The following is a 25,116-nucleotide window of genomic DNA, read 5'->3' as shown; positions in this document are numbered from 1 at the left end:
GGGTCCTGGGTGCCGGTGGTCACCAGGCGACGGGCAGCTCGTGGACGCCGTAGACGAGCATCTCGCCGCGGTAGCGGATGGACTCGAACGGGACGGCCAGGCGCAGTTCGGGCAGCCGCCGCAGGACGGTGTTCAGGGCGATCTGCAGTTCCAGGCGGGCGAGCGGCTGGCCCAGGCACTGGTGGACGCCGAAGCCGAAGGCCAGGTGGCGGCGGGCGTCGCGGGTCAGGTCGAGGGCGTCGCCGTCGGGGAACTCCTGCTCGTCCCGGTTGGCGGTGTTGACCATGCAGATCACGCCCTCCCCGGCGCCGATCCGCACCCCGGCCACGGTGACGTCCTCGGTGGCGACCCGGGTCAGTCCGGAGTGCACGATGGTCAGGTAGCGCAGCAGTTCCTCGACCGCGCCGGCCACGGACTCGGGGTGCGCGCGCAGGTGGGCGAGCTGGTCGGGGTTGCGCAGCAGGGCGAGGACGGACAGCGCGGTCATGTTGGCCGTGGTCTCGTGTCCGGCGACGAGCAGCAGGCGGCCCATCGCGCCGATCTCCCGGCTGTCCAGTTCGCCGCGGGCGACCAGGCGGCTGAGGATGCCGTCGTCGGGGTCGGTCCGCTTGGAGTCGGTGAGCCCGACCAGGTAGTCGGCCAGTCTCCGCTGGGCGGCCTCGACCTCCTCGGCCGAGGAGTCGCGGCGGAGCAGGACGCGGCTGCACTCCTGGAAGAAGTCGTGGTCCTGGTACGGGACTCCGAGCAGCAGGCAGATGACGAGGGAGGGCAGCGGGAGCGCGAACTCGCGGAGCAGGTCGCCGGAGGTGCGTCCGGCGGTCATCCGGTCCAGCAGGTCGTCGGCGATGCGTTGGATCTCGGGGCGCAGCGCCTCGACCTTCTTGATCATGAACTCGCCGGTGAGCATCCGGCGCAGCCGGGCGTGTTCCGGGTCGTCCATCCGGATGAAGGTGGGCTGACCGGTGCTCAGCTGCCGGGTGCCGGCGCTGACGAACGGGAAGCCGGCGCGGGTGGAGTCCGAGCTGAAGCGGGCGTCGCCGAGCACCGCCTTGACGTCCTCGTGGCGGGTGACCAGCCAGGTGGGGGTGCCGTCCCACAGGGTCACCCGGCTGACCGGCTCGTCCTGCTGGGCCTGGCGGTAGGCGGGCGGCGGGTCGAAGGGGCAGCCGCCGCGGGCGGCGGGGTGGACGGGGTGGGCGGAGCGGGGGGTGTGAGCGGCAGTGGCCATCAGGGGCTCCCTTCGCGGAGCGGTTCCGAACCATTTACATGCCCTAAGCAACTAACTCACCGTCACGCTAACTCGCGGTCCGTGGCGCCGAAAGGGCCTGCCGGGTGACGGCCGAATCTGTCCGAAAAGCAGTCACCGGTCGGCACCGCAGCCGCACCCCGCACCGGATCGCTACAGTTCCCCCATGCCGGACGCCACCGATCATCGGACCGCCACCTCCGACCTGGAGGCCGTGCTGGCCTCGCTGGCCTACCTGCTCACCCGCTCCCAGGAGCACGAACGGCAGACCGCCCGGGCCAGCATCACGGCGGCCCGCTCGGACGTCTACCTGCTGCGCGCACTCGCCGAGACGCAGGGCGCCAGCCGGGTCGGCGACCTGGCCGCCCGGCTGCTGGTCAAGTCCTCGCACGTCACCCGGCAGATCGACCGGCTGCAGAGCCAGCAGCTGGTAGAGCGCACCCCGGACGCCGCGGACCGGCGAGCCCGCCAGGTCGAGCTGACCGCCGAGGGGCGCGCGCTGCTCGGACGCCTGAAACAGGCCAACATCACCGGCCTCACCGCCGCCCTGGACGGCATCCCGGAGTCGGACGTCGCCGCCACGGTCTCCGTCCTGCGCCACCTGGTGGAGCGCTACGTCCACGGGGTCCGCGCGACGGCCCTCGCCGAGGACGACGCGGATCCCACCCGCGAGGACCCGCCGGGGGCCTGACCGGCCCCCGGATCCCCCTCCCCCGCCCCGGCCCGGGCGGGCGACACGGAACAGCTGAACCCGCACCTCTTCCGGTCCGTGGCTTCTTGCAGCGACTATCTTCCTCGTGCGCAGCAGCAGCAGCTGCCGCACCGGAGGAACCGCGCAGGTCAGGACGACCGGGGGTTGCGCGCCGCTCAGGGGAATCAGTTCTAGGGGGGACTGTCACTCATGATCCAGCCCATCCGCTTCCGCCTGCTCGGACCGATGGCGGCGCACCGGGACGAGGAGGGCCTGGTCGTCGGCTCGCCGCTGCAACAGGCCATGATGGCCGCCCTGCTGCTGCGCGACGGCCGCGCCGCCAGCGCGGGCGAGCTGATCGAGGCCGTCTGGGGGCCCACCGCACCCGCCAGCGCCTCCGCCATGCTGCGCACCTACGCCTGGCGCTGGCGCAAGGCGCTCGAACGCGACCGCAGCGCACCGGTCGTCCTCACCTCGGTGGGCGACGGCTACCGGACGGTGCTGCCCGCCGAGAACGTGGACGCCGTCCGGGTCGAGTCGCTGGCCGCCGCCGCGCTCGCCGCGACCAGGAAGGCCGAGGACCACCCGCGGGCCCGGCAGCTGCTCGACGAGGCCCTGGACCTCTGGTACGGCGAACCGCTGGCCGGCATCCCCGGCCCGCTCGCCGAGCAGCACCGCGCTCGCCTGGAGGACCTGCGGATCAGCCTGCTGGAGGAGAAGTGCGGCCTGGACCTGGAGCTGGGCGTGCCGGGCCGCGCCGTCCCGGTGCTGCGCGAGCTGAACGCCGACCACCCGCTGCGCGAACGCCCGTACGTGCTGCTGATGCGCGGGCTCTACCAGAGCGGGCGGCAGGCCGACGCGCTGGCCGTGTTCGAACGGGTCCGCCGGCTGCTCGCGGCCGAACTCGGCATCGACCCGGGCCCGGAGCTGCGGGCGATGCACCAGCGGATCCTGCGCAACGACCCCTCGCTGCTGCCCGCCGCCCCGCCCGAACCGGAGCCCTCGGCCACCGACCGGACCGCCACCGGAACCGCCCCGGCCGTCCCGGTCCCGGCCCAACTGCCCGCCGACATCGCCGACTTCACCGGCCGCGAGGACGAACTGGCGGCGCTGCACACGGCGCTCGGCAAGGCCGTCCAGGACACCGCCGGCCACACCGTGCTGCCGATCGCGGCGATCTCCGGCATGGGCGGGGTCGGCAAGACCACCGTCGCCCTGCGCGTCGCGCACCGGTTGCGCGCCGGGTTCCCGGACGGCCAGCTCTACGCCGACCTGCGCGGCGACCAGCCCAAACCGGCCCAGCCCGGCGTGCTCCTGGTCAGCTTCCTCACCGCCCTGGGCGTCGCCCCCGGCGCCGTGCCCGAGACCCTGGAGGACCGCTCCCGGCTGTTCCGCTCCCTGCTCGACGGGCGGCGGGTGCTGATCCTGCTGGACAACGCCCGGGACGCGGCCCAGGTCAGACCCCTGCTGCCCGGCTCGGCCCGCTGCGCCGTCCTGGTCACCAGCCGGACCAGACTCTTCGGGCTCGCCACCGCCGTCCAGGTCGACCTCGACGTGTTCAGCGTGGACGAGGCCACCGGCATGCTGGCGCAGGCCGCCGGCGACGACCGGATCGACGCCGACCCGGCGGCCGCCGGCGAACTGATCCGCTACTGCGGCCGCCTCCCGCTGGCCATCCGGATCGTCGCCTCCCGGCTCGCCTCCCGCCCGTCCTGGTCGGTGGCCCGGCTCGCCGACCGGCTGGCCGCCGAACAGCACCGGATGTCCGAACTGCAGCTCGGCGACCTCGCGGTGGCCAGCGCCTTCGAATGGGGCTACCGGCAGCTGCCCCCGGAGCAGGCGACCGCGTTCCGGGTGGTCGCCGCAGTGAGCCGGCCGGACATCGGGGTGCCGGTCGCGGCCGTCGTCCTGGGCGTGGAGCAGCGCCGGGCCGAGGACCTGCTGGAGGCCCTGGTCGACGCCGGCATGGTCAGCGAGACCCACGCCGGCCGCTACCGCTACCACGAGCTGCTGCGGGTGTTCGCATCCCAACTCACCGAGCCGGACGACGCGGTGGACTCCGCGACGGCGCTCAGCCGGCAGCTGGACTTCCTGCTCGCCACCGCGACCGCCGCCTTCCAGCAGGTCGTCCCCGGCGACCCGATCGGCTCCGCGCTGCGCACCCCGGCGCTGGCCGGGCTGCGCTTCGACACCCCGCGCGCGGCCGCCCGCTGGGTGGGCGAGGAGTTCGACACGGCGATCGCCGCGATGCAGGCCGCGACGGCGCCCGACGGCTCGGCGCAGGACCTGCGGACCGCCGCCGACCTGCTGATCGCGCTCTGCCCCTTCGACGCCGACCCGCGCTACGAGCGGCTGGCGGTGGCCGCCGCGGCGGTCTCCGCCGCCGCCACCGGGCGGGCCGACCGGCACTCGCTGGGCCGGGCCGAGTTCATCCGGGGCAACCTCGCCGTCCAGGCGACCCGGCTGGGCGAGGCCACCGAGCACTGCCGCCGGGCGGCCGAGGCCTGCCGGGAGGTCGGCGACCGGGTGATCCTCCAGCAGGTGCTCAACGACCTCGGCCTCCTCGCCCAGTTCCAGCACCGCTTCGACGAGGCGGTACGGCTGTGCGAGGAGGCCCACGAACTGGCCGTCGCGCTGGGCCACCACACCGGGCGGACCGTCACCCTGCTCAACGCGGCGATGGCCCGGGTGCGCGGCGGCGCGCCCGCCGAGGGGGCGCGGGTCTGCCGGGAGCTGCTGCCCGCCCTGCGCGCCGAGGAGGACCTGCCGGGGGTCTCGTACGCGCTGTTCGTGCTGGGCCTCGCCGCCCACCAGTGCGAGTCCTACCAGGAGGCGGCGGCCACTTTCCGGGAGTGCCTGGAGCTCTGCCGCTCCGCGGGCCTCGCGCTGCGCGAGGCCCAGGCCCGCTACCGGCTGGCGGACACCCTGCGCCGGCTGGGCCGCGGCGCCGAGGCGGTGACGGGGGCGCGGCAGGCGGTGGCGGAGTGCGAGGCGCTGACCGCCGACCGGGACCGGGCGCACGCGCTGGTGGTGCTGGCGCGGGCGCTGGCCGACCGCAGCCGGATCGCGGAGGCGCGGGAGCACCTGACCGAGGCCGAGGCGCTGTTCGACCGGCTGGAGCTGCCCGACGGCGAGCTGGTCCGCGCCCTGCTGGCCGACCTGGACGCGGCGGGGGCCGCGGAGTCGGCGGCCGGGTAGCCGGGCGGGGTGCCGGCCCGGTCAGAAGGGCGGGGTCAGGAGATGACCTTCGGCGGGGTGACCGAGGAGGTGTTGTTCCAGACGTCGCCGGGGGTGCCCGGCGGGGTGGTGGTCGGCGCCGGGGTGCCGCCGCCGGAGGCGCCGTCGGCGACCGAGACCGTCACCCCGGCGGGGGCTGCCGCGCCGGTGTCCGACACCGCCGCGACGGCCGCCGCACCGCCGAGCACGGTCAGCGCGACGACGCTCAGGCGGACGGCGATGCGGTTGCGGACGCTCTTCATGTCATTCTCCTGGGTCGGTGTGCTCCGGTGTGCTGCGGTGTGACGAGCGTCGCAGTCGCCGATATCCGCCCGATAACCGCCGCCCGCGGGGGCGCGGATAGCGGCCGCCCGCGGGCGTCCCGACCAGGCACTCCGTCAGGCCCCGGCCCCGGCCCCGCTCTGCCGGAACTCCACCGGGAGGTTGCGCAGGAAGCGGAAGTTGATGCTGTCGAGCCAGTCCACCTCGGGGTTCACCAGCCGCAGGTCCTCGGTGCGGCGCAGCAGCGTGGAGATCGCGATGTCGATCTCGGCGAGGGACAGCGCCGCACCCAGGCAGTAGTGGATGCCGTGCCCGAAGGAGAGCTGGTCGTTGGCCCGGCGGCCGACGTCCAGGGTGTCCGGGTCCTCGTAGCGCAGCGGGTCGCGGTTGCCGGCGCCCAGGACCAGGATGACCGACTGGTTCTCCTCGATCCGCACGCCGCCCACCTCGATCGGCTCGGTGGCGATCCGGGTGGTGAACTGCACCGAGCTGTCGTAGCGCAGGAACTCGTGCGCGGCATTGGCGGACAGCTCCGGGTCGCGGCGCAGCCGCTCCGCCTGGTCGGGGTTGCGGATCAGGGCGAGGACGGCGTTGGCGATCAGGTGGGTGGTGGTGGCCTGTCCGGCGTCGATCAGGAGCAGGAAGTTGGCGTACACCTCGTCGTCGGTGAAGTCCTCCTTGGCGATCTGACCGGCGATCATCTCGCTGAAGCGGTCGGTGGCGACGCCGGCCCGGCGGCGCTCGGCGACCAGGTCGAAGGCGGTGCGCAGGCCCTCCAGCCGGCCGAACTCGCGGGTGGACTGGCTGAACAGCTCGTGCAGCAGGCTCTGCCAGTCCTCCAGCAGGTGCGCCGCGTCGTCCGGGACGCCGGCCAGCGAGGCGATCATGCCGCGGGCCAGCGGCTCGGAGTAGTCGGCGACGACGTCGAAGCGGCCCTGCTCCATCACCCGGTCGAGCAGGGAGTCGGCGAGGTCCTGGATGACGGGCCGCATGGAGCGGATGAAGCGCGGGGTGAGCCCGGGCTTGATCAGGCCGCGCAGCCGGGTGTGCCTGGGCGGCTCGTTGAACAGCATCATGTCCGAGAGGGTGTGCGCCAGCGGCTCCATCTCGGCCTGGGCGGCGGGCGGCAGCGAGGCGTGGAAGTCGCCCACGCGGGCGCCGGACAGCCGCTCGTCGCGGCCCAGCTTGCTGATGTCGGCGTGGTCGAGCACCACCCAGGCGCGCATCATGTCGTCCCAGTAGACCGGGCCGCGCTCGCGGAGGATCCGGTAGAGGCCGTACGGGTCCTGGGTCCACTCGGGACGGAAGCCGTCCATCAGCGTGGGGGCGGGGGTGGTCTTCGCGGTCTTCGTGGTCTGCATGGTGTGTCCTGGTCTCCGGTCGGTGCGGCGGGGACGGGCGGCGGTGCAGCGGCGGGGCGGGGCAGCGGCAACGCGTACGGGCGGTGCGGGCGCGGGCGGGGACGAGCGGGGCGGCGGGCCCGCCCGGGCGACCGGCGGGCGGTCGGCGGGCGGGCCCGCGGCCGGTCAGCGGTGGGCGTCCCAGGCCGGCGGCTGCTCGCTCAGGCCGTGGTGCAGGTCCACCAGGGCGCCGTGCAGGGCGCGGGTGACCGGGCCGGGCGTGCCGTCGCCGACCACCCACTCCTCGCCGCCGTCGTGGAACGACTTGACCGGGGTGACCACCGCGGCCGTGCCGCAGGCGAACACCTCGGTGATGACGCCCCGTTCGACCTCGTCCTTCCACTGCGCCAGCGAGATCCGCTCCTCGCGCGGGGTGTGGCCCAGGCGCTCGGCCAGGGCGAGGACGGTGTCCCGGGTGACGCCCGGCAGCAGGGTGCCGGTGAGCAGCGGGGTGACCACCTCGGCGGACGGACCCTCGCCGCGGACGAAGAAGACGTTCATGCCGCCCATCTCCTCGATCCACCGGCGCTCGACCGCGTCCAGCCACAGCACCTGCGGGCAGCCGGCCTCCTGGGCCTGGCGCTGGGCGGCGAAGGAGCCGGCGTAGTTGCCGGCCACCTTGACGTTGCCGGTGCCGCCGGGGAACGCCCGGACGTAGTCGTGGCTGACCCACGCGGACACCGACTCGATGTCGTCGCCGAAGAACCCGGCGGCCACGAAGGCCATCAGCAGGAAGCGGTAGGTGTTCGAGGGCCGAAGCATCAGCGTGACGTCGGTGGCGAACATGATCGGACGCAGGTAGAGGCAGTGCGTCGGGTCCTCCGAGAGCATCCCGCCGTCGCGCTCGATCAGCTGCTCGATGGCGTCGGTGAAGACCTCCTCGGGCAGTTCGGGCATGGCCAGCCGGCGGGCGGAACGCTGGAAGCGGCGGGCGTGGTCCTCGGGGCGGAAGGCGGCGACGGTGCCGTCCACCCGGCGGTGGGCCTTCAGGCCCTCGAAGATGACCTGGCCGTAGTGCAGGCCGAGCGTGGCGGGGTGCAGGGAGAGGTTGTCGAGCGGCTTCAACTCGGCATTGTGCCAGCCCAGTTCGGGCGACCAGTCGATGCTGAAGAGGTGGTCGGTGAAGGCCTCGCCGTAGCCGGGGTCGGTGATGACGCGGGCGGGGTCGATCGCGATGGGCTTGCGCTGCGCAGCGGAGGTCACGGGTGCTCCTTCGGTGGGTTTCCGGTAGGTGGGTTTCCGGTAGGTGGGTTTCCGGTAGGTGCGGGCGGGTGTGCCGGGCGGTTCCCGGCGCACCCGCCGGATGTGCTCAGACCAGCGAGGTGAAGAAGAAGGTGTCGCGGCGGGCGATCAGTCCGTCCGGCGTCGACTCGAAGAACTCGGCGAAGCGGTGGGCCGCCCGGCGGCCGTCGTGCAGGGTGCCGCGGAAGCTGCCGTGCACGGCGGTCAGTCCGTCGGCCTCGACCACCCGCTCCAGGGTGTGCCGGCCCTCCTTGATCACCCGCTCCTCGGCGTAGAAGCGGCGCAGCCGCTCCCGGCCGACCAGCGGGTCGTAGCCCGGCCGGTGGTAGGCGGCCTCGGGGGCGAACCGCCCGATCAGGCCGTCGATGTCGTCGGTGTCGATCAACTCGTAGAACTCGCGGGCCTGTTCGACGTTCATGCGGTGGTCCTCCTCGGGGTCGGGGCCTGCCCGGCCAGGACGGCGCTGACGGCGGCGATCGGTTCCGGCTGCGTCAGGGCGCCGTGGTGGCAGGCGAGATCGTGGCGGTGGACGGCCCCGGTGACGTACGGGCGCCAGTCCTCGGCGGTGGGCGCGTCGGCGGGCTTGCCGAGCGTGGCGGTGACGTGGATCAGGTCGCCGTCGTAGACACCGGAGACCCCGGTGTGCACGAGCTCGGCGTTGTTGGCGAAGACCGCGACCAGCGCCGCGAGCCGGTCCTCGTCGAGGCCGGACAGCGGGCTGCCCGCCTGCTCCAGCACCTCCCGCAGCCGGGCCCGGTCCAGCTCTCCCCCGCCCTCGGCGGGGTCGGGCACCGGGTGGCCCAGCGAGTGGAGCAGCGCGGTCAGCGTCTGCGGCTCCGGGGCGTCGGCGGGCAGCCGGCCGGCCTCCGGGTGGACGGGGAAGCCGTCCAGCACGGTGAGCTGTTCGACCTGCTCGCCCTCGGCCTGCAGCCGCACGGCGACGGCGTGGGCGACCTGGCCGCCGAAGGACCAGCCGAGCAGCCGGTACGGGCCGTGCGGGCGGGCCTTGCGGATCTCGGCGACGTAGTCCTCGGCCATCTCGGCGATGCTCCTCGGCAGCGCCCCCGGCTCGGTGAGCCCGCGGGCCTGCAGCCCGAACACCGGCACCTGCGGGTCGAGGTGGCGCAGCAGCCCCGAGTAGACCCAGCTGACCCCGGCCACCGGGTGGACGCAGAACAACGGGGTGGCCTCGCCGTACGGGCGCAGCGGGAAGAGCACGCCGAGCGCATCGCCCTGCCCGCCGTCGTCCAGCGCGGCGGCCAGGCCGGCCGGGGTGGGTGCCGCGAACAGGTCGCGGATGCCCGGCTCCACCCCGAGGGCGGCGCGGATCCGGCTGGTCAGGCGGGTGGCGAGCAGGGAGTGGCCGCCGAGGTCGAAGAAGCTGTCGTCGACGCCGACCGTGGCCACGTCGAGCACCTCGGCGAACAGGGCGCAGAGCACCTCCTCGCGCGGGGTGCGCGGGGCCCGCCCGGTGCCCGCGTAGGCGGGGGCGGGCAGGGACGTGCGGTCGAGCTTGCCGTTGGAGGTCAGCGGCAGGGCGTCGAGCACGAGGACCGCGGAGGGCACCATGTACTCGGGCAGCCGGCCACCGACGTGCCGGCGCAGCTCCTCCGGGGCCGGCGGCGTGGCACCGGGCCGCGGCACGACGTAGCCGACCAGCCGCTGCCCGCCCGGCCCGTCCTCGCGGACGGCCGCTGCGCTCTGCAGCACCGCCGGGTGCGCGGCCAGGACGGCCTCGACCTCGCCGAGCTCGATCCGGAAGCCGCGGACCTTCACCTGGTGGTCGACGCGGCCGACGAACTCCAGCTGCCCGTCCGGGCGGCGGCGCACCAGGTCACCGGTGCGGTACATCCGCTCCCCCGCTGCGAACGGGTCGGCGACGAAGCGCTCGGCGGTGAGCCCCGGCCGGCCGAGGTAGCCGCGGGCCAGGCCGGTCCCGGCGAGGTAGAGCTCGCCGACGACCCGCGGGGGCACCGGGTTGAGGTACCCGTCCAGGACGTACGCCCGGGTGTTGCGGATCGGGTGGCCGATCGGCGGGGTGCCGGGGCGGGCGGTCAGCTCGGCGGTGGTGGACCAGACGGTGGTCTCGGTCGGCCCGTAGCAGTGGACCAGCCGGGAGCCGGCCACCGCCAGCCGGGCCGCCAGGGCCGGCGGGAGGGCGTCCCCGCCGACCATCATCCGCAGGCCCCGGACGGCGTCGGGGCGCTCGTCCAGCAGCGCCTGCCACAGGCTCGGCGTGGCCTGGCAGACCGTGACGCCGTAGCGCCCGATCAGTTCGGCCAGGACGGCCGGGTCGCGGACCTCCTCCCGGGTGGTCAGCGCGGTGGCAGCGCCCTGCATCAGCGGCAGGAACAGCTCCGCCACCGAGATGTCGAAGGCGGCCGTGGCCTGCTGGAGCATCACGTCGCCGACGGCCATCGGCAGCTCCTGGGCCAGCTCGGTCAGCAGGTTGACCAGGCCCGGGTGGTCGACCACGACGCCCTTGGGGCGGCCGGTGGAGCCCGAGGTGTACATCACGTAGGCCGTCTGCGCCTCGGCCTGCGGGACGGGGGGCGGGGCGGTGGCCGGTCGGGCGGCCAGCTCCGTCCGGGTGGACTCGGTGTCGAGGACGATCACCCGGGCGGCGCTGTCGGCCCGGCTGGTCGGGGACGCCTGGTCGACCGGGGCGGCCGGGGCGACCTGGGTGGCCCACTCGGAGCGCGCGCCGGCCCTGTCGGTGAGCAGCACCGTCGGCCGGGCCTCGGCCAGGATCTGCCGGATCCGGTCCGCCGGGTGGCCCGGGTCGACCGGGACGTAGGCGGCCCCGGTCTTCAGCACGCCGAGCAGCGCCACCGGCAGCTCCGGCGAGCGCGGGACGGCGACGGCGACCAGCTGGCCGGGTCCGGCGCCGTGCGCCAGCAGGTGGTGGGCCAGCCGGTTGGCCCGGGCGTCCAGTTCGGCGTAGTCGAGCTCGGTGTCCGCGAACCGGACCGCGACCGCCCCGGGGGTGCGGGCCGCCTGGGCCTCGACCAGCCCGTGCAGGGTGGTCGCCGGGACGGGCCACTCGGTGTCGTTCCAGGCCGCCAGCTCGCGCCGCCCGGCCGCGGAGAGCACCGGGAGCGCCCCGATCCGCGCGTCGGGATCCTCGGTGACCACGCCGAGCAGGTCGACCAGGCAGCGCAGCAGCCACTCGGCTGTGCTGCGGTCGAACAGGTCGGCGGAGTACTCCAGCGCGGCGGCCAGGCCGGTCACGGTGCCGGCCTGGTCGCGGACCTCGGTGAAGTTGAGGTTCAGGTCGAGCTTGGCCGCCCCCAGTTCGACGGGCTCCGCCTCGGCCGGCAGGCCGGCGAACTCGCCCTCCTCGATCGCGTGGTTGTGCAGGGCCAGGACGATCTGGAACAGCGGGTTGCGGGCGGCGACCCGGGCCGGGTTGAGCACGTCGACCAGGCGCTCGAAGGGGACGTCCTGGTGGTCGAAGGCGCCCAGGTCGGTGTCCCGGACGCGGGCCAGCAGCTCGCGGAAGGTCGGGTTGCCGGACAGGTCGGTGCGCAGCACCAGGGTGTTGACGAAGAAGCCGACCTGGCCGTCCAGCGCCTCGTCGGTGCGCCCGGCCACCGGGGTGCCGATCGAGACGTCGGTGCCCGCGCCCAGCCGCGACAGCACGGTGGCGACGGCAGCGTGCAGCAGCATGAACAGGGTGACGCCGCCGGCCCGGGCGAGGCCGGCGAGCTCCTTGTGCACCGCCGCGTCCAGTTCGGCGTGCACCATGCCGCCGGTGTGCGAGGAGACGGCCGGTCGCGGCCGGTCCACCGGGAGGCTGATCTCCTCGGGCTGGCCCGCCAACGCCTGCTTCCAGTAGGCGATCTGGGCCGCCGCCAGGCTGTCCGGGTCGTCCTCCTGGCCGAGCAGTTCGCGCTGCCAGAGGGTGTAGTCGGCGTACTGCACCGGCAGCGGCTCCCAGCCGGGGGCCCGGCCGGCCCGGCGCGCGCGGTAGGCGGCGGCGAGGTCGCCCATCAGCGGGGCCATCGAGGAGCCGTCGGTGGCGATGTGGTGGATCACCAGCAGCAGGACGTGCTCCTCCGGCCCGACCACCATCAGGTGGGCGCGCAGCGGCAGTTCGGTGGTGACGTCGAAGCCGCGGCCGACGGCGGCGGCCAGCGCCTCGGCGGGGCCGGTGGCGGTGCAGTCGTGGACGGTGAGGCGCAGCCGGCCCGCGACGTCGTCCAGGACGTGCTGGCGCGGGACGCCGTCGGTCTCGGGGAAGACGGTGCGCAGCGACTCGTGTCGCCCGACCACGTCCAGCAGCGCCTGCTCCAGCGCGGCGGCGTTCAGCGGGCCGCGCAGGCGCAGGGCGAACGGGCAATTGTAGTAGGCGTTCTCGTCGGTCCGCTCGATCCGGTTGATGAACCAGACGCGCTGCTGGGCGGAGGAGAGCGGGATGTCGCCGGTGCGCGGCATCGGGGTGAGCGGGGTGCGCACCGCCCCCTGCTCGTCCAGGGCGGCGGCCATGGTGCGGACCGTCGGGTACTGGAACAGCTCGCGGATGCTCAGCTCGGCGTCCAGGGTGGCGCGGATCCGGCTGATCAGGCGGGTGGCGAGGAGCGAGTGGCCGCCCAGTTCGAAGAAGCCGTCGTCGATGCCGACGCCCTCCAGGCCCAGCACCTCGGCGAACAGCACGCAGAGGATCTCCTCGCGGGCGGTGCGGGGAGCGCGGGCGGTGCTGCCGGCGGTGTAGTCGGGGGCGGGCAGGGTGTTCCGGTCGAGCTTGCCGTTGGGGGTCAGCGGCATGGCGTCGAGGACGATCACGGCGGAGGGGACGAGGTATTCGGGCAGCCGCTCCCCGACCAGGTCGCGCAGAGCAGCCGGGTCCAGGCCCGGTTCACCGACCACGTAGCCGACCAGGCGCTTGTCGCCGGGGGTGTCCTCGCGGGCCAGCACGACGGCCTGCCGGACGCCCTCGCAGCGGGTGAGTGCGGCCTCGACCTCACCGAGTTCGATCCGGAAACCGCGGATCTTCACCTGGTGGTCGACACGGCCGACGAACTCCAGCTGCCCGTCCGGGCGGCGGCGCACCAGGTCACCGGTGCGGTACATCCGCTCCCCCGAAGCGAAGGGGTCGGCGACGAAGCGCTCGGCGGTCAGCCCCGGCCGCTTCAGGTAGCCACGGGCCAGGCCCGGGCCGGCCACGTAGAGCTCACCGATGACCCCGACCGGGACGACGTCGAGGCGGCCGTCCAGGACGTAGACGCGGGTGTTCCAGATCGGGCCGCCGATCGGCGGGACGCCCGCGCTGTCGGTCAGCGGCAGGCTCATGGTGGCGCAGACCGTCGCCTCGGACGGGCCGTAGGCGTTGATCACCCGGCGGCCGGGCAGCCAGCGCTCCACCAGTTCGGCCGGGGCTGCCTCGCCGGCCAGCACCAGCGTCATCCCGTCCGGCAGCCCGCCCTCGGCCGGCTGCTGCGCCAGCGCCGCCGGCGGCAGCGTGACATGCGTGACGGCCTGCTCGGCCAGCAGAGCGGCCAGCGGCTCGCCCGGCATCAGCCGCGCGCTCGGCGCCAGCACCACCGTCGCACCGGAGAGCAGGGCGGTGCTCAGCTCGGAGAACGCCGCATCGAAGCTCAGCGAAGCGAACTGCAGCACCCGGCTGCCCGGCACGATCCCGAACCGGTCCACCTGCGCCGCCGCCAGGTTGGCAATGCCCCGGTGCGTGACCACCACGCCCTTCGGGCGGCCGGTGGAACCGGAGGTGTAGATCACGTACGCGGGCCGGGCCTGATCACCGACGGCCGGCAGGTCGTCGGCGGACTGCTCGGCCACCTCGGCGGCGATGTCCGCCAGGACCAGCCTCGTGGTGGTCCTGGGTGCCGGGACGGTCATCGCGCGGTCGGTGAGGAGGAGCACCGGGCGGGCGTCGGCGAGCATGAAGGCCTGCCGGTCCTCCGGGTAGGCCTGGTCGATCGGCAGGTAGGCGGCGCCTGACTTGGTCACCGCCAGGGTGGCTACCACCAGGTCGACGGACCGCGGCAGCGAGAGCGCGACCAGGGTCTCCGGACCGGCCCCGGCCGCCACCAGGTGACGCGCCAACCTGTTGGCACGGGCATTCAGCTCGGCGTACGTCAGGCTCTCGCTCTCGAAGACCACCGCCACGGCCTCGGGCGTCCGCGCCACCTGGGCCTCGAACAGCTCGTGCAGGTCACCGGCCGGCACCGCGTGGTCGGTGGCGTTCCACCCCGCCAGCACCTTCCGGTCGGTGTCCGAGAGCAGGGCCAGTGCACCGATCCGGGCCGCCGGGTCGGCGGCGACCGTGCCGAGCAGCCGCACCAGGCAGTCCAACAGCCACTGGGCGGTGCCCCGGTCGAACAGGTCCGCGGAGTACTCCAGCGAGGCCACCAGCCCGGCGGGCCCGCCCGTCTCGTCCCTCCGCTCGGAGAAGACCGCACTGAGGTCGAACTTGGCGCGTTCCCAGCCGAAGTCCTCGAAGTCAGCCTCCACGCCCGGGAATTCGGGCCGCACGTCGGCCGTGTTCTGCAGCTGCAGCAGCACCTGGAACAGCGGGTGGCGGGCACTCAGCCGGGCCGGGTTGACCAGCTCGACCAGCCGCTCGAAGGGGACGTCCTGGTGGTCGAGCGCCCCCAGGTCCGTCTCCCGGACGCGGGCCAGCAGCTCGCCGAAGGTCGGGTCGCCCGAGACGTCGGTGCGCAACACCAGGGAGTTGACGAAGAAGCCGACCAGCTCGTCCAGCGCCTCATCGGTGCGCCCGGCCACCGACATGCCGATCGGGATGTCGGTGCCGGCGCCCAGCCGGGAGAGCATCGCGGCCAGCGCGGACTGCAGCACCATGAACAGTGTGACCCCGTGGTCGCGTGCCAGGGCCGTCAGGGCGCCGTGCACCTCGGCGTCGACCCCGGTGGAGACCACCCCGCCGGTGAGCGAGGCGTCGGCCGGGCGCGGACGGTCCGCCGGCAGCGCCAGCTCCTCCGGCAGGTCGGCCAACACGCCGCGCCAGTAGTCCAGTTGCTGCGACAGGCGACTGTTCGGGTCGCTCTCCTCGCCGAGCAGTTCGCGCTGCCAGAGGGTGTAGTCGGCGTACTGCACCGGCAGTGGCACCCAGGCGGGGGCCCGGCCCGTGCAGCGGGCGCGGTAGGCGGCGGCGAGGTCGCGCAGCAGCGGGCCCATCGAAGAACCGTCGGTGGCGATGTGGTGGAAGGTCAGGGCCAGGATGTGGTCCTCGCGGTCGACGCGGAGCAGGTCGGCGCCGAGCGGCAGGTCGGTCGCGATGTCGAAGGCACGGCCGACGGCGGCGGCCAGGGCCTCGGCGGGGCCGGTGGCGGTGCAGTCGTGGACGGTGAGGTGCAGGCGGCCGGCCACGTTCTCCAGGACGTGCTGGCGCGGGACGCCGTCGGTCTCGGGGAAGACGGTGCGCAGCGTCTCGTGCCGGCCGACCACGTCCAGCAGCGCCTGCTCCAGGGCGAGGGCGTTCAGCGGGCCGCGCAGGCGCAGCACGACCGGGCTGTTGTAGGTGCCGTCGGGGCCGTCCAGCCGGTTGATGAACCAGAGGCGCTGCTGGGCGGAGGAGAGCGGGATGTCGCCGGTGCGCGGCATCGGGGTGAGCGGGGTGCGCACGCCGCCCTGCTGGTCGAGGGCGGCGGCCATGGTGCGGACCGTCGGGTACTGGAACAGTTCGCGGATGCTCAGCTCGGCGTGGAGCGTGGTGCGCACGCGGCTGATCAGGCGGGTGGCGAGCAGGGAGTGGCCGCCCAGTTCGAAGAAGCCGTCGTCGATGCCGACGGCTTCCAGGCCCAGCACCTCGGCGAACAGCGCGCAGAGGATCTCCTCCTGCGGGGTGCGCGGTGCGCGGCCGGTGCTGCCGGCGGCGAAGTCGGGGGCGGGCAGGGCATTGCGGTCGAGCTTGCCGTTCGGGGTGAGCGGCAGTGCCTCCAGGACCACGACGGCGCTCGGCACCATGTACTCGGGCAGCCGCTCGCCGATCAGCTCGCGCAGGGCGGCCGGGTCCAGGCCGGGTTCACCTTCCTGCTCGGCCACGACGTAGCCGACCAGGCGCTTGTCGCCGGGGGTGTCCTCGCGGGCCAGCACGACGGCCTGGCGGACGCCCTCGCAGCGCGACAGCACCGACTCGACCTCACCGAGTTCGATCCGGAAACCGCGGATCTTCACCTGGTGGTCGACACGGCCGACGAACTCCAGCTGCCCGTCCGGGCGGCGGCGCACCAGGTCACCGGTGCGGTACATCCGCTCCCCCGAAGCGAAGGGGTCGGCGACGAAGCGCTCGGCGGTCAGCCCCGGCCGCTTCAGGTAGCCACGGGCCAGGCCCGGGCCGGCCACGTAGAGCTCACCGATGACCCCGACCGGGACGACGTCGAGGCGGCCGTCCAGGACGTAGACGCGGGTGTTCCAGATCGGGCCGCCGATCGGCGGGACGCCCGCGCTGTCGGTCAGCGGCAGGCTCATGGTGGCGCAGACCGTCGCCTCGGACGGGCCGTAGGCGTTGATCACCCGGCGGCCGGGCAGCCAGCGCTCCACCAGTTCGGCCGGGGCTGCCTCGCCGGCCAGCACCAGCGTCATCCCGTCCGGCAGCCCGCCCTCGGCCGGCTGCTGCGCCAGCGCCGCCGGCGGCAGCGTGACATGCGTGACGGCCTGCTCGGCCAGCAGAGCGGCCAGCGGCTCGCCCGGCATCAGCCGCGCGCTCGGCGCCAGCACCACCGTCGCACCGGAGAGCAGGGCGGTGCTCAGCTCGGAGAACGCCGCATCGAAGCTCAGCGAAGCGAACTGCAGCACCCGGCTGCCCGGCACGATCCCGAACCGGTCCACCTGCGCCGCCGCCAGGTTGGCAATGCCCCGGTGCGTGACCACCACGCCCTTCGGGCGGCCGGTGGAACCGGAGGTGTAGATCACGTACGCGGGCCGGGCCTGATCACCGACGGCCGGCAGGTCGTCGGCGGACTGCTCGGCCACCTCGGCGGCGATGTCCGCCAGTAGCAGGGTGCGGACGTCCTCCGGCGTCCCGGTCGGACGGTCGGTCAGCAGCAGGGCGGGGCGGGCATCGGCGAGCATGAACGCCACCCGGTCGGCGGGGTAGGCCTGGTCGATCGGCAGGTAGGCGGCGCCTGCCTTGGTCACCGCCAGGGTGGCCACCACCAGGTCGACGGACCGCGGCAACGAGAGCGCGACCAGGGTCTCCGGACCGGCCCCGGCCGCCACCAGGTGACGCGCCAACCTGTTGGCGCGGGCATTCAGCTCGGCGTACGTCAGGCTCTCGTCCTCGAAGACCACCGCCTCGGCCTCGGGCGTCCGGGCCACCTGGGCCTCGAACAGCTCGTGCAGGTCACCGGCCGGGACCGCGTGGTCGGTGGCGTTCCATTCGGCGAGGGCGCGGCGGTCCGCGTCCGAGAGCAGGGGGAGGTCGGCGATCCGGGCCGCCGGGTCGGCGGCGACCGTGCCGAGCAGCCGCACCAGGCAGTCCAACAGCCACTGGGCGGTGCCCCGGTCGAACAGGTCGGCGGAGTACTCCACCGAGGCGATCAGTCCGGCCTCCGCGCCGGTCTCGTCCCTCAGCTCGGAGAAGGCCGCGCCGAGGTCGAACTTGGCGCGCTCCCAGCCGAGGTCCTCGAAGTCGGCTTCGACGCCCGGGAACTCGGGCCGGACCTCGTCGGTGTTCTGGAGTTGCAGCAGCACCTGGAAGAGCGGGTGGCGGGCACTCAGCCGGGCCGGGTTGACCAGCTCGACCAGCCGCTCGAAGGGGACGTCCTGGTGGTCGAGGGCGCCGAGGTCGGTCTCCCGGACACGGGCGAGCAGCTCGGTGAAGCTCGGGTCGCCGGAGACGTCGGTGCGCAGCACCAGGGAGTTGACGAAGAAGCCGATCAGGTCGTCCAGCGACTCGTCGGTGCGTCCGGCCACCGACATGCCGATCGGGATGTCGGTGCCGGCGCCCAGCCGGGAGAGCATGGCCGCCAGCGCGGACTGCAGCACCATGAACAGGGTTGCACCGTGGTCCCGTGCCAGGGCGTTCAGCGCCCGGTGGACCTGTGCGTCGACCTCGGTGGAGACCACCCCGCCGGCGAAGGTGGCGACGGCCGGGCGGGGACGATCCGCCGGCAGCGCCAGCTCCTCCGGCAGGTCGGCCAACACGCGGCGCCAGTAGTCCAGTTGCCGTGACACCAGGCTGTCCGGGTCGCTCTCCTCGCCGAGCAGTTCGCGCTGCCAGGCCGCGTAGTCGGCGTACTGCACCGGCAGCGGCTCCCAGCCGGGTTCGCGGCCGGCGGTGCGGGCCTCGTACGCGGTCGTCAGGTCGCGCAGCAGCGGGCCCATCGACCAGCCGTCGGTGGCGATGTGGTGGCTGACCAGGACCAGCACGTGGTCGTCCGGGCCGAGGGTGAGCAGGGTGGAGCGCAGCGGCAGGTCGACGGCCAGGTCGAAGAGGTGGGTCGCGGCGCGGTCGGCGGCCGCGGCCAGCTCCTGCGGCGTGCAGGCGGCCTCGGCCAGTTCGACGGTCGCCTGGTCGGGGTCCAGGATGTGCTGGTACGGCTCGCCGTCGTGCTCGACGAAGACGGTGCGCAGCGACTCGTGCCGGCCGACCACGTCGGTGAGGGCGGCACGCAGGGCGGGCACGTCGAGCGGGCCGCGCAGGCGCAGGGCCATCGAGCTGTTGTAGGTGTCGCTCGGGCCCTCCAGGCGGGAGACGAACCACAGGCGCCGCTGCGCGGAAGACGGGGGTATCACGGCAACTCCTTCTACCGCGGCCGCAGAGCGGGCCGGGCCTTGTCGGCGCCGGCCAGCCGCTTCGCGACACCGGCGACGGTACGGGCTTCGAAGATCGTGGTGATGCTCAGTTCGGCATCGAGTTCGGTGCGGATCCGGCTGATCAGCCGGGTGGCGAGCAGGGAGTGGCCGCCCAGCTCGAAGAAGTCGTCGTCGACGCCGGCCACGGCGTCCAGGCCCAGCACCTCGGCGAAGAGCGTGCAGAGGGCCTTCTCGTGCGGGGTGCGCGGTGCGCGGCCGGTGCCGGCCACCGGCAGGAGCGGGACGGGCAGGGCCTTGCGGTCCAGCTTGCCGTTCGGGGTGAGCGGCATGGCGTCCAGCGTCACGATGGCGCTCGGCACCATGTATCCGGGCAGTTGCGCGGCCAGGAGCGCGCGCACTTCCCCGGCCAGGACGGCCTGTTCGCGCGAGCCGGCCGGCACGTTGGTGCAGGCGGCCAGGACCGGCGTGGGCCCGGTGCGCGGGGCGGCGGGTGCGGCGGGTGCGGCGGGTGCGGCCTCCGATGCGGTGAACAGGACGTCGAGCGCGCCGGCTTCGGCCGGGGCCCAGCCGACCGCGACGCGGTAGCCGAGCCTTCGCCGAGGCGGTGGAACTCCTCCGGGTCCGGGTCCGGGGCGGTGCCGGGGCCGGCGCGGTGGGCGGCCAGCGCCTGGGCGACCGTCCCGTCCGCCTCCAGCACCCGCAGGGCAGCGAGTTCGTGCGCGAGCCGGCCGTTGGGCACGTCCGTCACCCGCAGCCGGGCTGGGCGCTGCGCCTCCAGCCGTAGGGCCAGGGCATCCAACCCACCCTCGGGCCAGCGTAGTTCGGGCACGGGCACCGAGGACTGCTCACCACCCGTCCGGCGGCGCAGCACCGCGTCGTAGCGGTGCCGGGTCAGCTCGTTGTGGTGCCCGCCGCGGCGCAACAACACCTCGGCGTCGGCCAGTTCGGGCAGCAGGCCGGGCAGCGCCGTGAACAGCGCCGGGTCGACGAGCAGTTCCTCCTCGGCGAGCACCGCGGCCTCGATCTCCTTGCGCAACACCCCGGCGTCGTCGGTCGGTTCGGCGCCGGCCAGCCGGATCGCGGCCTGCAGGCAGCGCTGCGTGCGCAGGTTGCGCAGGTCGCCGAGGAAGACGGTGCCGCCGGGCGCCACCAGCTCCAGGGCGCGTTCGATCACGCGCAGCAGGTACCCGCCGCTCGGGAAGTACTGCGCCACCGAGTTGAGCACCACGGTGTCGAAGCCGCCCAGCGGCAGCTCGGCGACGGCGTCCGCGGGCTGGACCGACAGCCTTACCCGGTCGGCGAGTTCGGGCACCCGGGCGATCTTTCCGCGCAGCGCCTCGATCGCGGCCGCCGACACGTCGGTGGCCCAGTAGGACGCGCAGTGCGGTGCCAGCGGTGCCAGCAGCAGCCCGCTGCCGACGCCGATCTCCAGCACCCGGCCGGGGCCCGGGCCGAGCGCGCGGATCCGGGCGACCGTGGTGTCCTGCCACTCGGCCATCTGCTCCGGCGGGATCGGCCGGCCGTCGTAACTGCTGCGCCAGAGCCGGAAGTCCTCACCGAGGGGGATCCCGGCGCTGGCCCGGTACTCGGCGTCGAAGACGGCCTGCCAGCCCTCGACCTGCCGGGCGTCCTGGGTCTCGGCCCGGTCGGCCGCCGGGCGGGCAGGCACCGCGTAGCCGACCAGCCGGACGTCGCCGGGCCGGTCCTCGCGGGCCAGGACGGCGCTCTGCGCGACGCCGGGGTGGCGCAGCATCGCCGCCTCGACCTCGCCCAGTTCGATCCGGTGGCCGCGCACCTTCACCTGGGTGTCGGCGCGGCCCGCGAAGCGCAGTCCGCCGTCGGCCCCGCGGCGGGCGAGGTCACCGGTGCGGTACATCCGGGTGCCCGGCGCGAAGGGGTCGGCGACGAAGCGTTCGGCGGTGAGCGCCGGCTGGCCCGCGTAGCCGCGGGCGAGGCCCGCACCGGCGATGTACAGCTCGCCCAACTCGCCGTCCGGGACGGGGCGCAGGGCCTCGTCCAGGAGGTGCACCCGGGTGCCGGCGATGGGTGCGCCGATCGTCGGGTCGCCGGTCGCCGGGTCGAGCTGGGCGGCCGTGGACCAGACGGTGGTCTCGGTGGGGCCGTACAGGTTGGTGACCTCGCCGAAGCGGCGGATGGCCGCCGCGAGCGGTGCCGGCAGCGCCTCGGCGCCCACCAGCACGCGCAGCCGGGGCAGTTCACCGCCGTGCTCGACCAGGGTGCGCCAGAGCGAGGGGGTGGCCTGCAGGACGGTGGCGCCCGAGCGGTGCAGCAGCCGGCCGAGCGCCGCCGGGTCGCCGACGACGGGCCGTGGCACCAGGACCACCCGGGCACCGCTGACCAGCGGCAGGTACAGCTCGGGGACGGCCATGTCGAAGGCGACGGTGGCCACCGCCGGCCAGCGGTCCCGCTCGGTGAGCGGGAAGCGCCGGCGGAGGTCGTCGAGCAGGTTGGCCAGGGCCGCGTGCGGCACCACGACGCCCTTGGGGCGGCCGGTGGAGCCCGAGGTGTAGACCACGTACGCGGGGTGCTGCGGGTGCAGCGGGGCGGTGCGCTCGGCGTCGGTGACGACGCCCGCCGCGCGCCGGGCCAGGGCCTCGGCGGTGGCGGCGGAGTCGACGGTCAGCGCGCCGGGCGGCAGCCGGTCGGCCAGGGCCTCGGTGGTGAGCACCAGGGTCGGCTCGGCGTCGGCCAGCACGTGGGCGATCCGGCCGGCCGGGTGGTCCGGGTCGATCGGCAGGTACGCGGCACCGGACTTGAGCACGGCCAGCAGGGCGACCACCAGCCCGGCCGTGCGCGGCAGCACCAGGGCGACGGTCCGTTCGGGGCCCGCGCCGTGCTCGATCAGCAGCCGGGCGAGACGGTTGGCGGCGGCGTCGAGTTCGGCGTAGCCGAGCACGGTGCCCTCGAAGACCACGGCGGTGGCCCGCGGGGTGCGGGCGGACTGGGCCTCGAACAGCTCCGGCAGCAGGGCGGGCGGCGCGGGGGCCGGGTGGGACGCCGCCAGGGGCGGCGCGGGGGCCGGGGCCGGGTGCGTCCCCGCGGCAGGCAGCCCGGGTGCGGGCGGTGCGGGGGGCCGGCTCACGGTGTCTCCTTGCTCCGGCGCCGCAGGGCCGGGCGGGCCTTGCCGGCACGGGAGAGCCGCTGGGCCAGGGCGGCGACCGTCCGGGCCTCGAAGACGGTGCGGATGCCCAGTTCGGCGTCCAGGGCGGTGCGGATCCGGCTGATCAGGCGGGTGGCGAGCAGGGAGTGGCCGCCCAGGGCGAAGAAGCTGTCGTCGATGCCGACCTTCTCCAGGCCCAGCACCTCCGCGAACAGCGCGCAGAGGACCTCCTCCTGCGGGGTGCGCGGGGCCCGGCCGGTGCTCGCCGCGCTGTAGTCGGGGGCGGGCAGCGCCTTGCGGTCCAGCTTGCCGTTGGGCGTGCGCGGGATCGCCTCCAGGACCACGACGGCCGAGGGGACCATGTACTCGGGCAGGAAGGCGGCCACCTGCTCGCGCAGGTCGGCCGGGTCCAGGTCGGCCTGCCGGCCCTGATCGCCGATGACGTAGCCGACCAGCCGCTTGTCGCCGGGGGTGTCCTCGCGGGCCAGCACCACGGCCTGCCGGACGCCCTCGCAGCGCGACAGCGCGGCCTCCACCTCGCCGAGTTCGATCCGGAAGCCGCGGATCTTGACCTGCTGGTCGGCGCGGCCGAGGAACTCCATCACGCCGTCGGCGCGCCAGCGCACCAGGTCGCCGGTGCGGTACATCCGGGTGCCCGGCTCGAAGGGGTTGGCGACGAAGCGCTCGGAGGTGAGCGCCGGCTGGCCCGCGTAGCCGCGCGCCAGGCCCGGGCCGGCCATGTACAGCTCCCCGGCCACGCCCGGCGGGACGAGGTTGAGGAAGTTGTCCAGCACGTAGACCCGCTTGCCGGCGATCGGCCGGCCGACCGGCAGCGAGACCGACGAGGCGTCCGCCGGCACCGCCGTGTGGCACATGGTGAAGATCATGTTCTCCACCGGCGAGTAGCCGTTCACCAGCCGGAGGTCGGGACGCTGCTCCAGGAGCTTGCGCACGTGCGGCATCGAGGCCGGCTCGCCGCCGGTCATCACCTGGCGCACCGAGCCGAAGACGCCCGGGTACATGTCCAGCAGGAAGTTGAGCAGGCTCGCCGACACGTGCATCGTCGACACCTTGTGCTCGGCGACCAGCGCCTCGATCACCGCCGGCTCGGGGCGCTGGCCCGGCTGGAGCACGCAGGTGCCGCCGGAGAACAGCGCGCCGAACAGCTCCAGGGCGAAGGCGTCCCAGGAGACGGGCGAGCACTGCAGCCAGACCTCGTCCGCACCGAAACCGACGAACTCCTGGCCGACCAGGGTCGCCACCAGAGCACGGTGGGAGGCCACCACGCCCTTGGGACGGCCGGTCGAGCCGGAGGTGAACATCACGCAGGCCACGTCGTCCAGGCCGACGCTCAGGCCCGGGTCCGCCGGGTCCTGGGCGGCGATCCGCGCCGCATCCGCGTCCAGCCGCACCGCCCGCAGCTCGGGCAGCCGCTCGGCGTACTCGGCCGTGGTGACCACGACCTCGGCGTCCACCTGCCCCAGGACGGCCTTCCAGCGGTCCGCCGGGAAGTCGGTGTCCAGCACGGTGTAGCCCGCGCCGGCCTTCAGCACGCCCAGCACCGCCACCACCAGGTCGACGCCGCGCTCCAACAGCACCCCGACCACCCGGCCGCGCTCGACGCCGGCCGCGCGCAGCTGCCGCGCCAGCCGGTTCGCCCGGGCGTTCAGCTCCGCGTACGTCACCCGCTCGTCGCGGAAGACCAGGGCCGTCGCCTCCGGGGTCTCCGCGGCCCGGGCCTCGACCACCCCGTGGGCGCACTGCGCCACCGGCACGCCCGCCGGGCCGTTCCACTCCTCCAGCAGCGCCAACTCCTCGTCGCTGAGCAGGTCCAGCTCGCCGACCCGGGCGTCCGGGAACGCGGCCACCGCCTCCAGCACCCGCAGCAGGCTCGCCGCCAGCCACTCCGCCGTCCGGCGGTCGAACAGGTCGGCCGAGTACTGCAGGGTGCCGCTCAGCCCGGCCGGGCCGCCGAAGAGGTCCTGGCGCTCGGCGAGGTCCAGGGTCAGGTCGAACTTCGACCCGGTGCTGGCGGCGATCCGGTGCTCGGCGTCGAGGCCGGCGAAGTCCAGGCGCGCGGTGGCGGCGTTCTGCAGGACCAGCATCACCTGGAACAGCGGGTTGCGAGCGAGCGAGCGGTCCGGGTTGAGCTCCTGGACCAGCTGCTCGAAGGGCACGTCCTGGTTCTCGAAGGCCGCGAGGTCGCTGCGGCGGACCCGGGCCAGCAGCTCGGTGAAGGTCGGGTTGCCGGAGAGGTCGGTGCGCAGCACCAGGGTGTTGACGAAGAAGCCGACCAGCTCGTCCAGCGCCTCGTCGGTGCGCCCGGCCACCGGCGTGCCCAGCGGGATGTCGGTGCCGGCGCCCAGCCGGGAGAGCAGGACGCCGAGCGCCGCCTGCAGCACCATGAACAGCGTGCCGCCGTCGGCCTGGGCCAGCCGCGCCAGCCGGCGGTGCACGTCGGCGTCACCCTCGAAGCGGACGGTGCCGCCCAGGTGCGAGCCGACCGCCGGTCGGGGCCGGTCGGCGGGCAGCGCCAGCTCCTCCGGAAGATCGGCCAACTCCTGCTTCCAGAAGGAGAGTTGACGGGACAGCAGACTTTCCGGGTCGTCCTCCTCGCCGAGCAGTTCGCGCTGCCAGAGGGTGTAGTCGGTGTACTGCACCGGCAGCGGCTCCCAGGCGGGCGCCCGGCCGGCGCAGCGCGCCTCGTACGCGGTGGCGAGGTCGCGCAGCAGCGGGGCCATCGACCAGCCGTCGCTGGCGATGTGGTGCATCACCACCACCAGCACGTGCTGCTCCGGGTCGACGGAGAGCAGCAGCGCCCGCAGCGGCATGTCCACCGCGAGGTCGAAGGGCCGCGCGGTCTCCGCGTCGACCAGCTCCTCCAGCTCCGCCTCCGTGCAGTCCCGGGTGACGAAGGTGAGCTGCACCGACTCCTCGTCCGCCACCTCCTGCCACAGCTCCCCGTCCCGCTCGCAGAACGTGGTGCGCAGCGCCTCGTGGCGGACCAGGACGTCGTGGAGGGCGCCGCGCAGGCTCTCGACCTCCAGCGGTCCCCGGAACCGTACGACCACGGGGACGTTGTACGTGCCGTTCGGCTCCTCCAGCTGGTTGATGAACCACAGCCGTCGCTGGGCGTAGGACAACGGGATCACGGGGACTCCTAGGGGTCGCGCGGGGCGGG

Annotated in this window: 10 protein-coding genes and 1 pseudogene; 2 read left to right on the top strand and 9 right to left on the bottom strand. The window is 74.5% G+C overall.

What is annotated here, in order from left to right; translation table 11 throughout:
- Window positions 1–19 precede the first annotated feature (19 nt).
- Window positions 20–1,228, bottom strand: coding sequence for a cytochrome P450 (locus BX285_RS19080; protein ID WP_121175902.1), 1,209 nt, complete (start codon window positions 1,226–1,228; stop codon window positions 20–22).
- 184 nt (window positions 1,229–1,412) lie between these two features.
- Between BX285_RS19080 and BX285_RS19075 the strand changes: the two genes are divergently transcribed.
- Together BX285_RS19075 and BX285_RS19070 are read left to right on the top strand one after the other, a co-directional pair.
- On the top strand, window positions 1,413–1,937 hold the full coding sequence (locus BX285_RS19075) for a MarR family winged helix-turn-helix transcriptional regulator (RefSeq protein ID WP_121175900.1): 525 nt from the start codon (window positions 1,413–1,415) through the stop codon (window positions 1,935–1,937).
- Window positions 1,938–2,147: 210 nt separating this feature from the next.
- Window positions 2,148–5,135, top strand: a complete 2,988-nt coding sequence (locus tag BX285_RS19070) for a BTAD domain-containing putative transcriptional regulator (protein WP_259470582.1) — start codon at window positions 2,148–2,150, stop codon at window positions 5,133–5,135.
- Window positions 5,136–5,170: 35 nt separating this feature from the next.
- On the opposite strand, the gene BX285_RS19065 is transcribed toward BX285_RS19070, so the two are convergent.
- The 8 genes and pseudogenes from BX285_RS19065 to BX285_RS19025 form a co-directional block, all read right to left on the bottom strand.
- Complete coding sequence (locus tag BX285_RS19065) at window positions 5,171–5,416, bottom strand: hypothetical protein (RefSeq protein WP_121175898.1); 246 nt, start codon at window positions 5,414–5,416, stop codon at window positions 5,171–5,173.
- 135 nt (window positions 5,417–5,551) lie between these two features.
- Window positions 5,552–6,796, bottom strand: coding sequence for a cytochrome P450 (locus BX285_RS19060; RefSeq protein WP_097239085.1), 1,245 nt, complete (start codon window positions 6,794–6,796; stop codon window positions 5,552–5,554).
- A gap of 165 nt (window positions 6,797–6,961) precedes the next feature.
- Window positions 6,962–8,038 carry a branched-chain amino acid aminotransferase gene (locus BX285_RS19055; RefSeq protein ID WP_218893125.1) on the bottom strand — a complete coding sequence of 359 codons (1,077 nt, stop codon included), beginning with the start codon at window positions 8,036–8,038 and terminating at the stop codon, window positions 6,962–6,964.
- A 106-nt stretch (window positions 8,039–8,144) separates the two neighbouring features.
- A complete protein-coding gene (locus BX285_RS19050; RefSeq protein ID WP_121175895.1) occupies window positions 8,145–8,495 on the bottom strand; it encodes a nuclear transport factor 2 family protein in 351 nt (116 codons plus the stop codon).
- Entirely contained in the window at window positions 8,492–18,793 is a 10,302-nt protein-coding gene (locus BX285_RS19040) for a non-ribosomal peptide synthetase (protein WP_259470581.1), read from the bottom strand. Before BX285_RS19040 ends, BX285_RS19050 begins: the two co-directional genes overlap by 4 nt.
- Before the next feature lie 11 nt (window positions 18,794–18,804).
- Entirely contained in the window at window positions 18,805–19,254 is a 450-nt protein-coding gene (locus BX285_RS19035; protein ID WP_183107109.1) for a phosphopantetheine-binding protein, read from the bottom strand.
- Entirely contained in the window at window positions 19,155–21,917 is a 2,763-nt protein-coding gene (locus tag BX285_RS37410) for an amino acid adenylation domain-containing protein (protein ID WP_183107108.1), read from the bottom strand. The genes BX285_RS19035 and BX285_RS37410 overlap by 100 nt, the downstream gene beginning before the upstream one ends.
- A pseudogene (locus BX285_RS19025) lies at window positions 21,914–25,084 on the bottom strand (amino acid adenylation domain-containing protein); the annotation flags it as partial. The gene BX285_RS37410 and the pseudogene BX285_RS19025, both read right to left, overlap by 4 nt.
- Between the last annotated feature and the right edge of the window lie 32 nt (window positions 25,085–25,116).

The sequence above is a fragment of the Streptomyces sp. 1114.5 genome (assembly GCF_003635085.1).
In the GTDB taxonomy this organism is placed as follows: domain Bacteria; phylum Actinomycetota; class Actinomycetes; order Streptomycetales; family Streptomycetaceae; genus Kitasatospora.
This window is presented reverse-complemented; position numbering and strand designations above follow the sequence as displayed.

Coding starts and splice junctions, on each gene's coding strand:
- BX285_RS19080 (WP_121175902.1), bottom strand. CDS start 1,228: ATGGCCACTGCCGCTCACACCCCCCGCTCCGCCCACCCCGTCCACCCC.
- BX285_RS19065 (WP_121175898.1), bottom strand. CDS start 5,416: ATGAAGAGCGTCCGCAACCGCATCGCCGTCCGCCTGAGCGTCGTCGCG.
- BX285_RS19060 (WP_097239085.1), bottom strand. CDS start 6,796: ATGCAGACCACGAAGACCGCGAAGACCACCCCCGCCCCCACGCTGATG.
- BX285_RS19050 (WP_121175895.1), bottom strand. CDS start 8,495: ATGAACGTCGAACAGGCCCGCGAGTTCTACGAGTTGATCGACACCGAC.
- BX285_RS19075 (WP_121175900.1), top strand. CDS start 1,413: ATGCCGGACGCCACCGATCATCGGACCGCCACCTCCGACCTGGAGGCC.
- BX285_RS19070 (WP_259470582.1), top strand. CDS start 2,148: ATGATCCAGCCCATCCGCTTCCGCCTGCTCGGACCGATGGCGGCGCAC.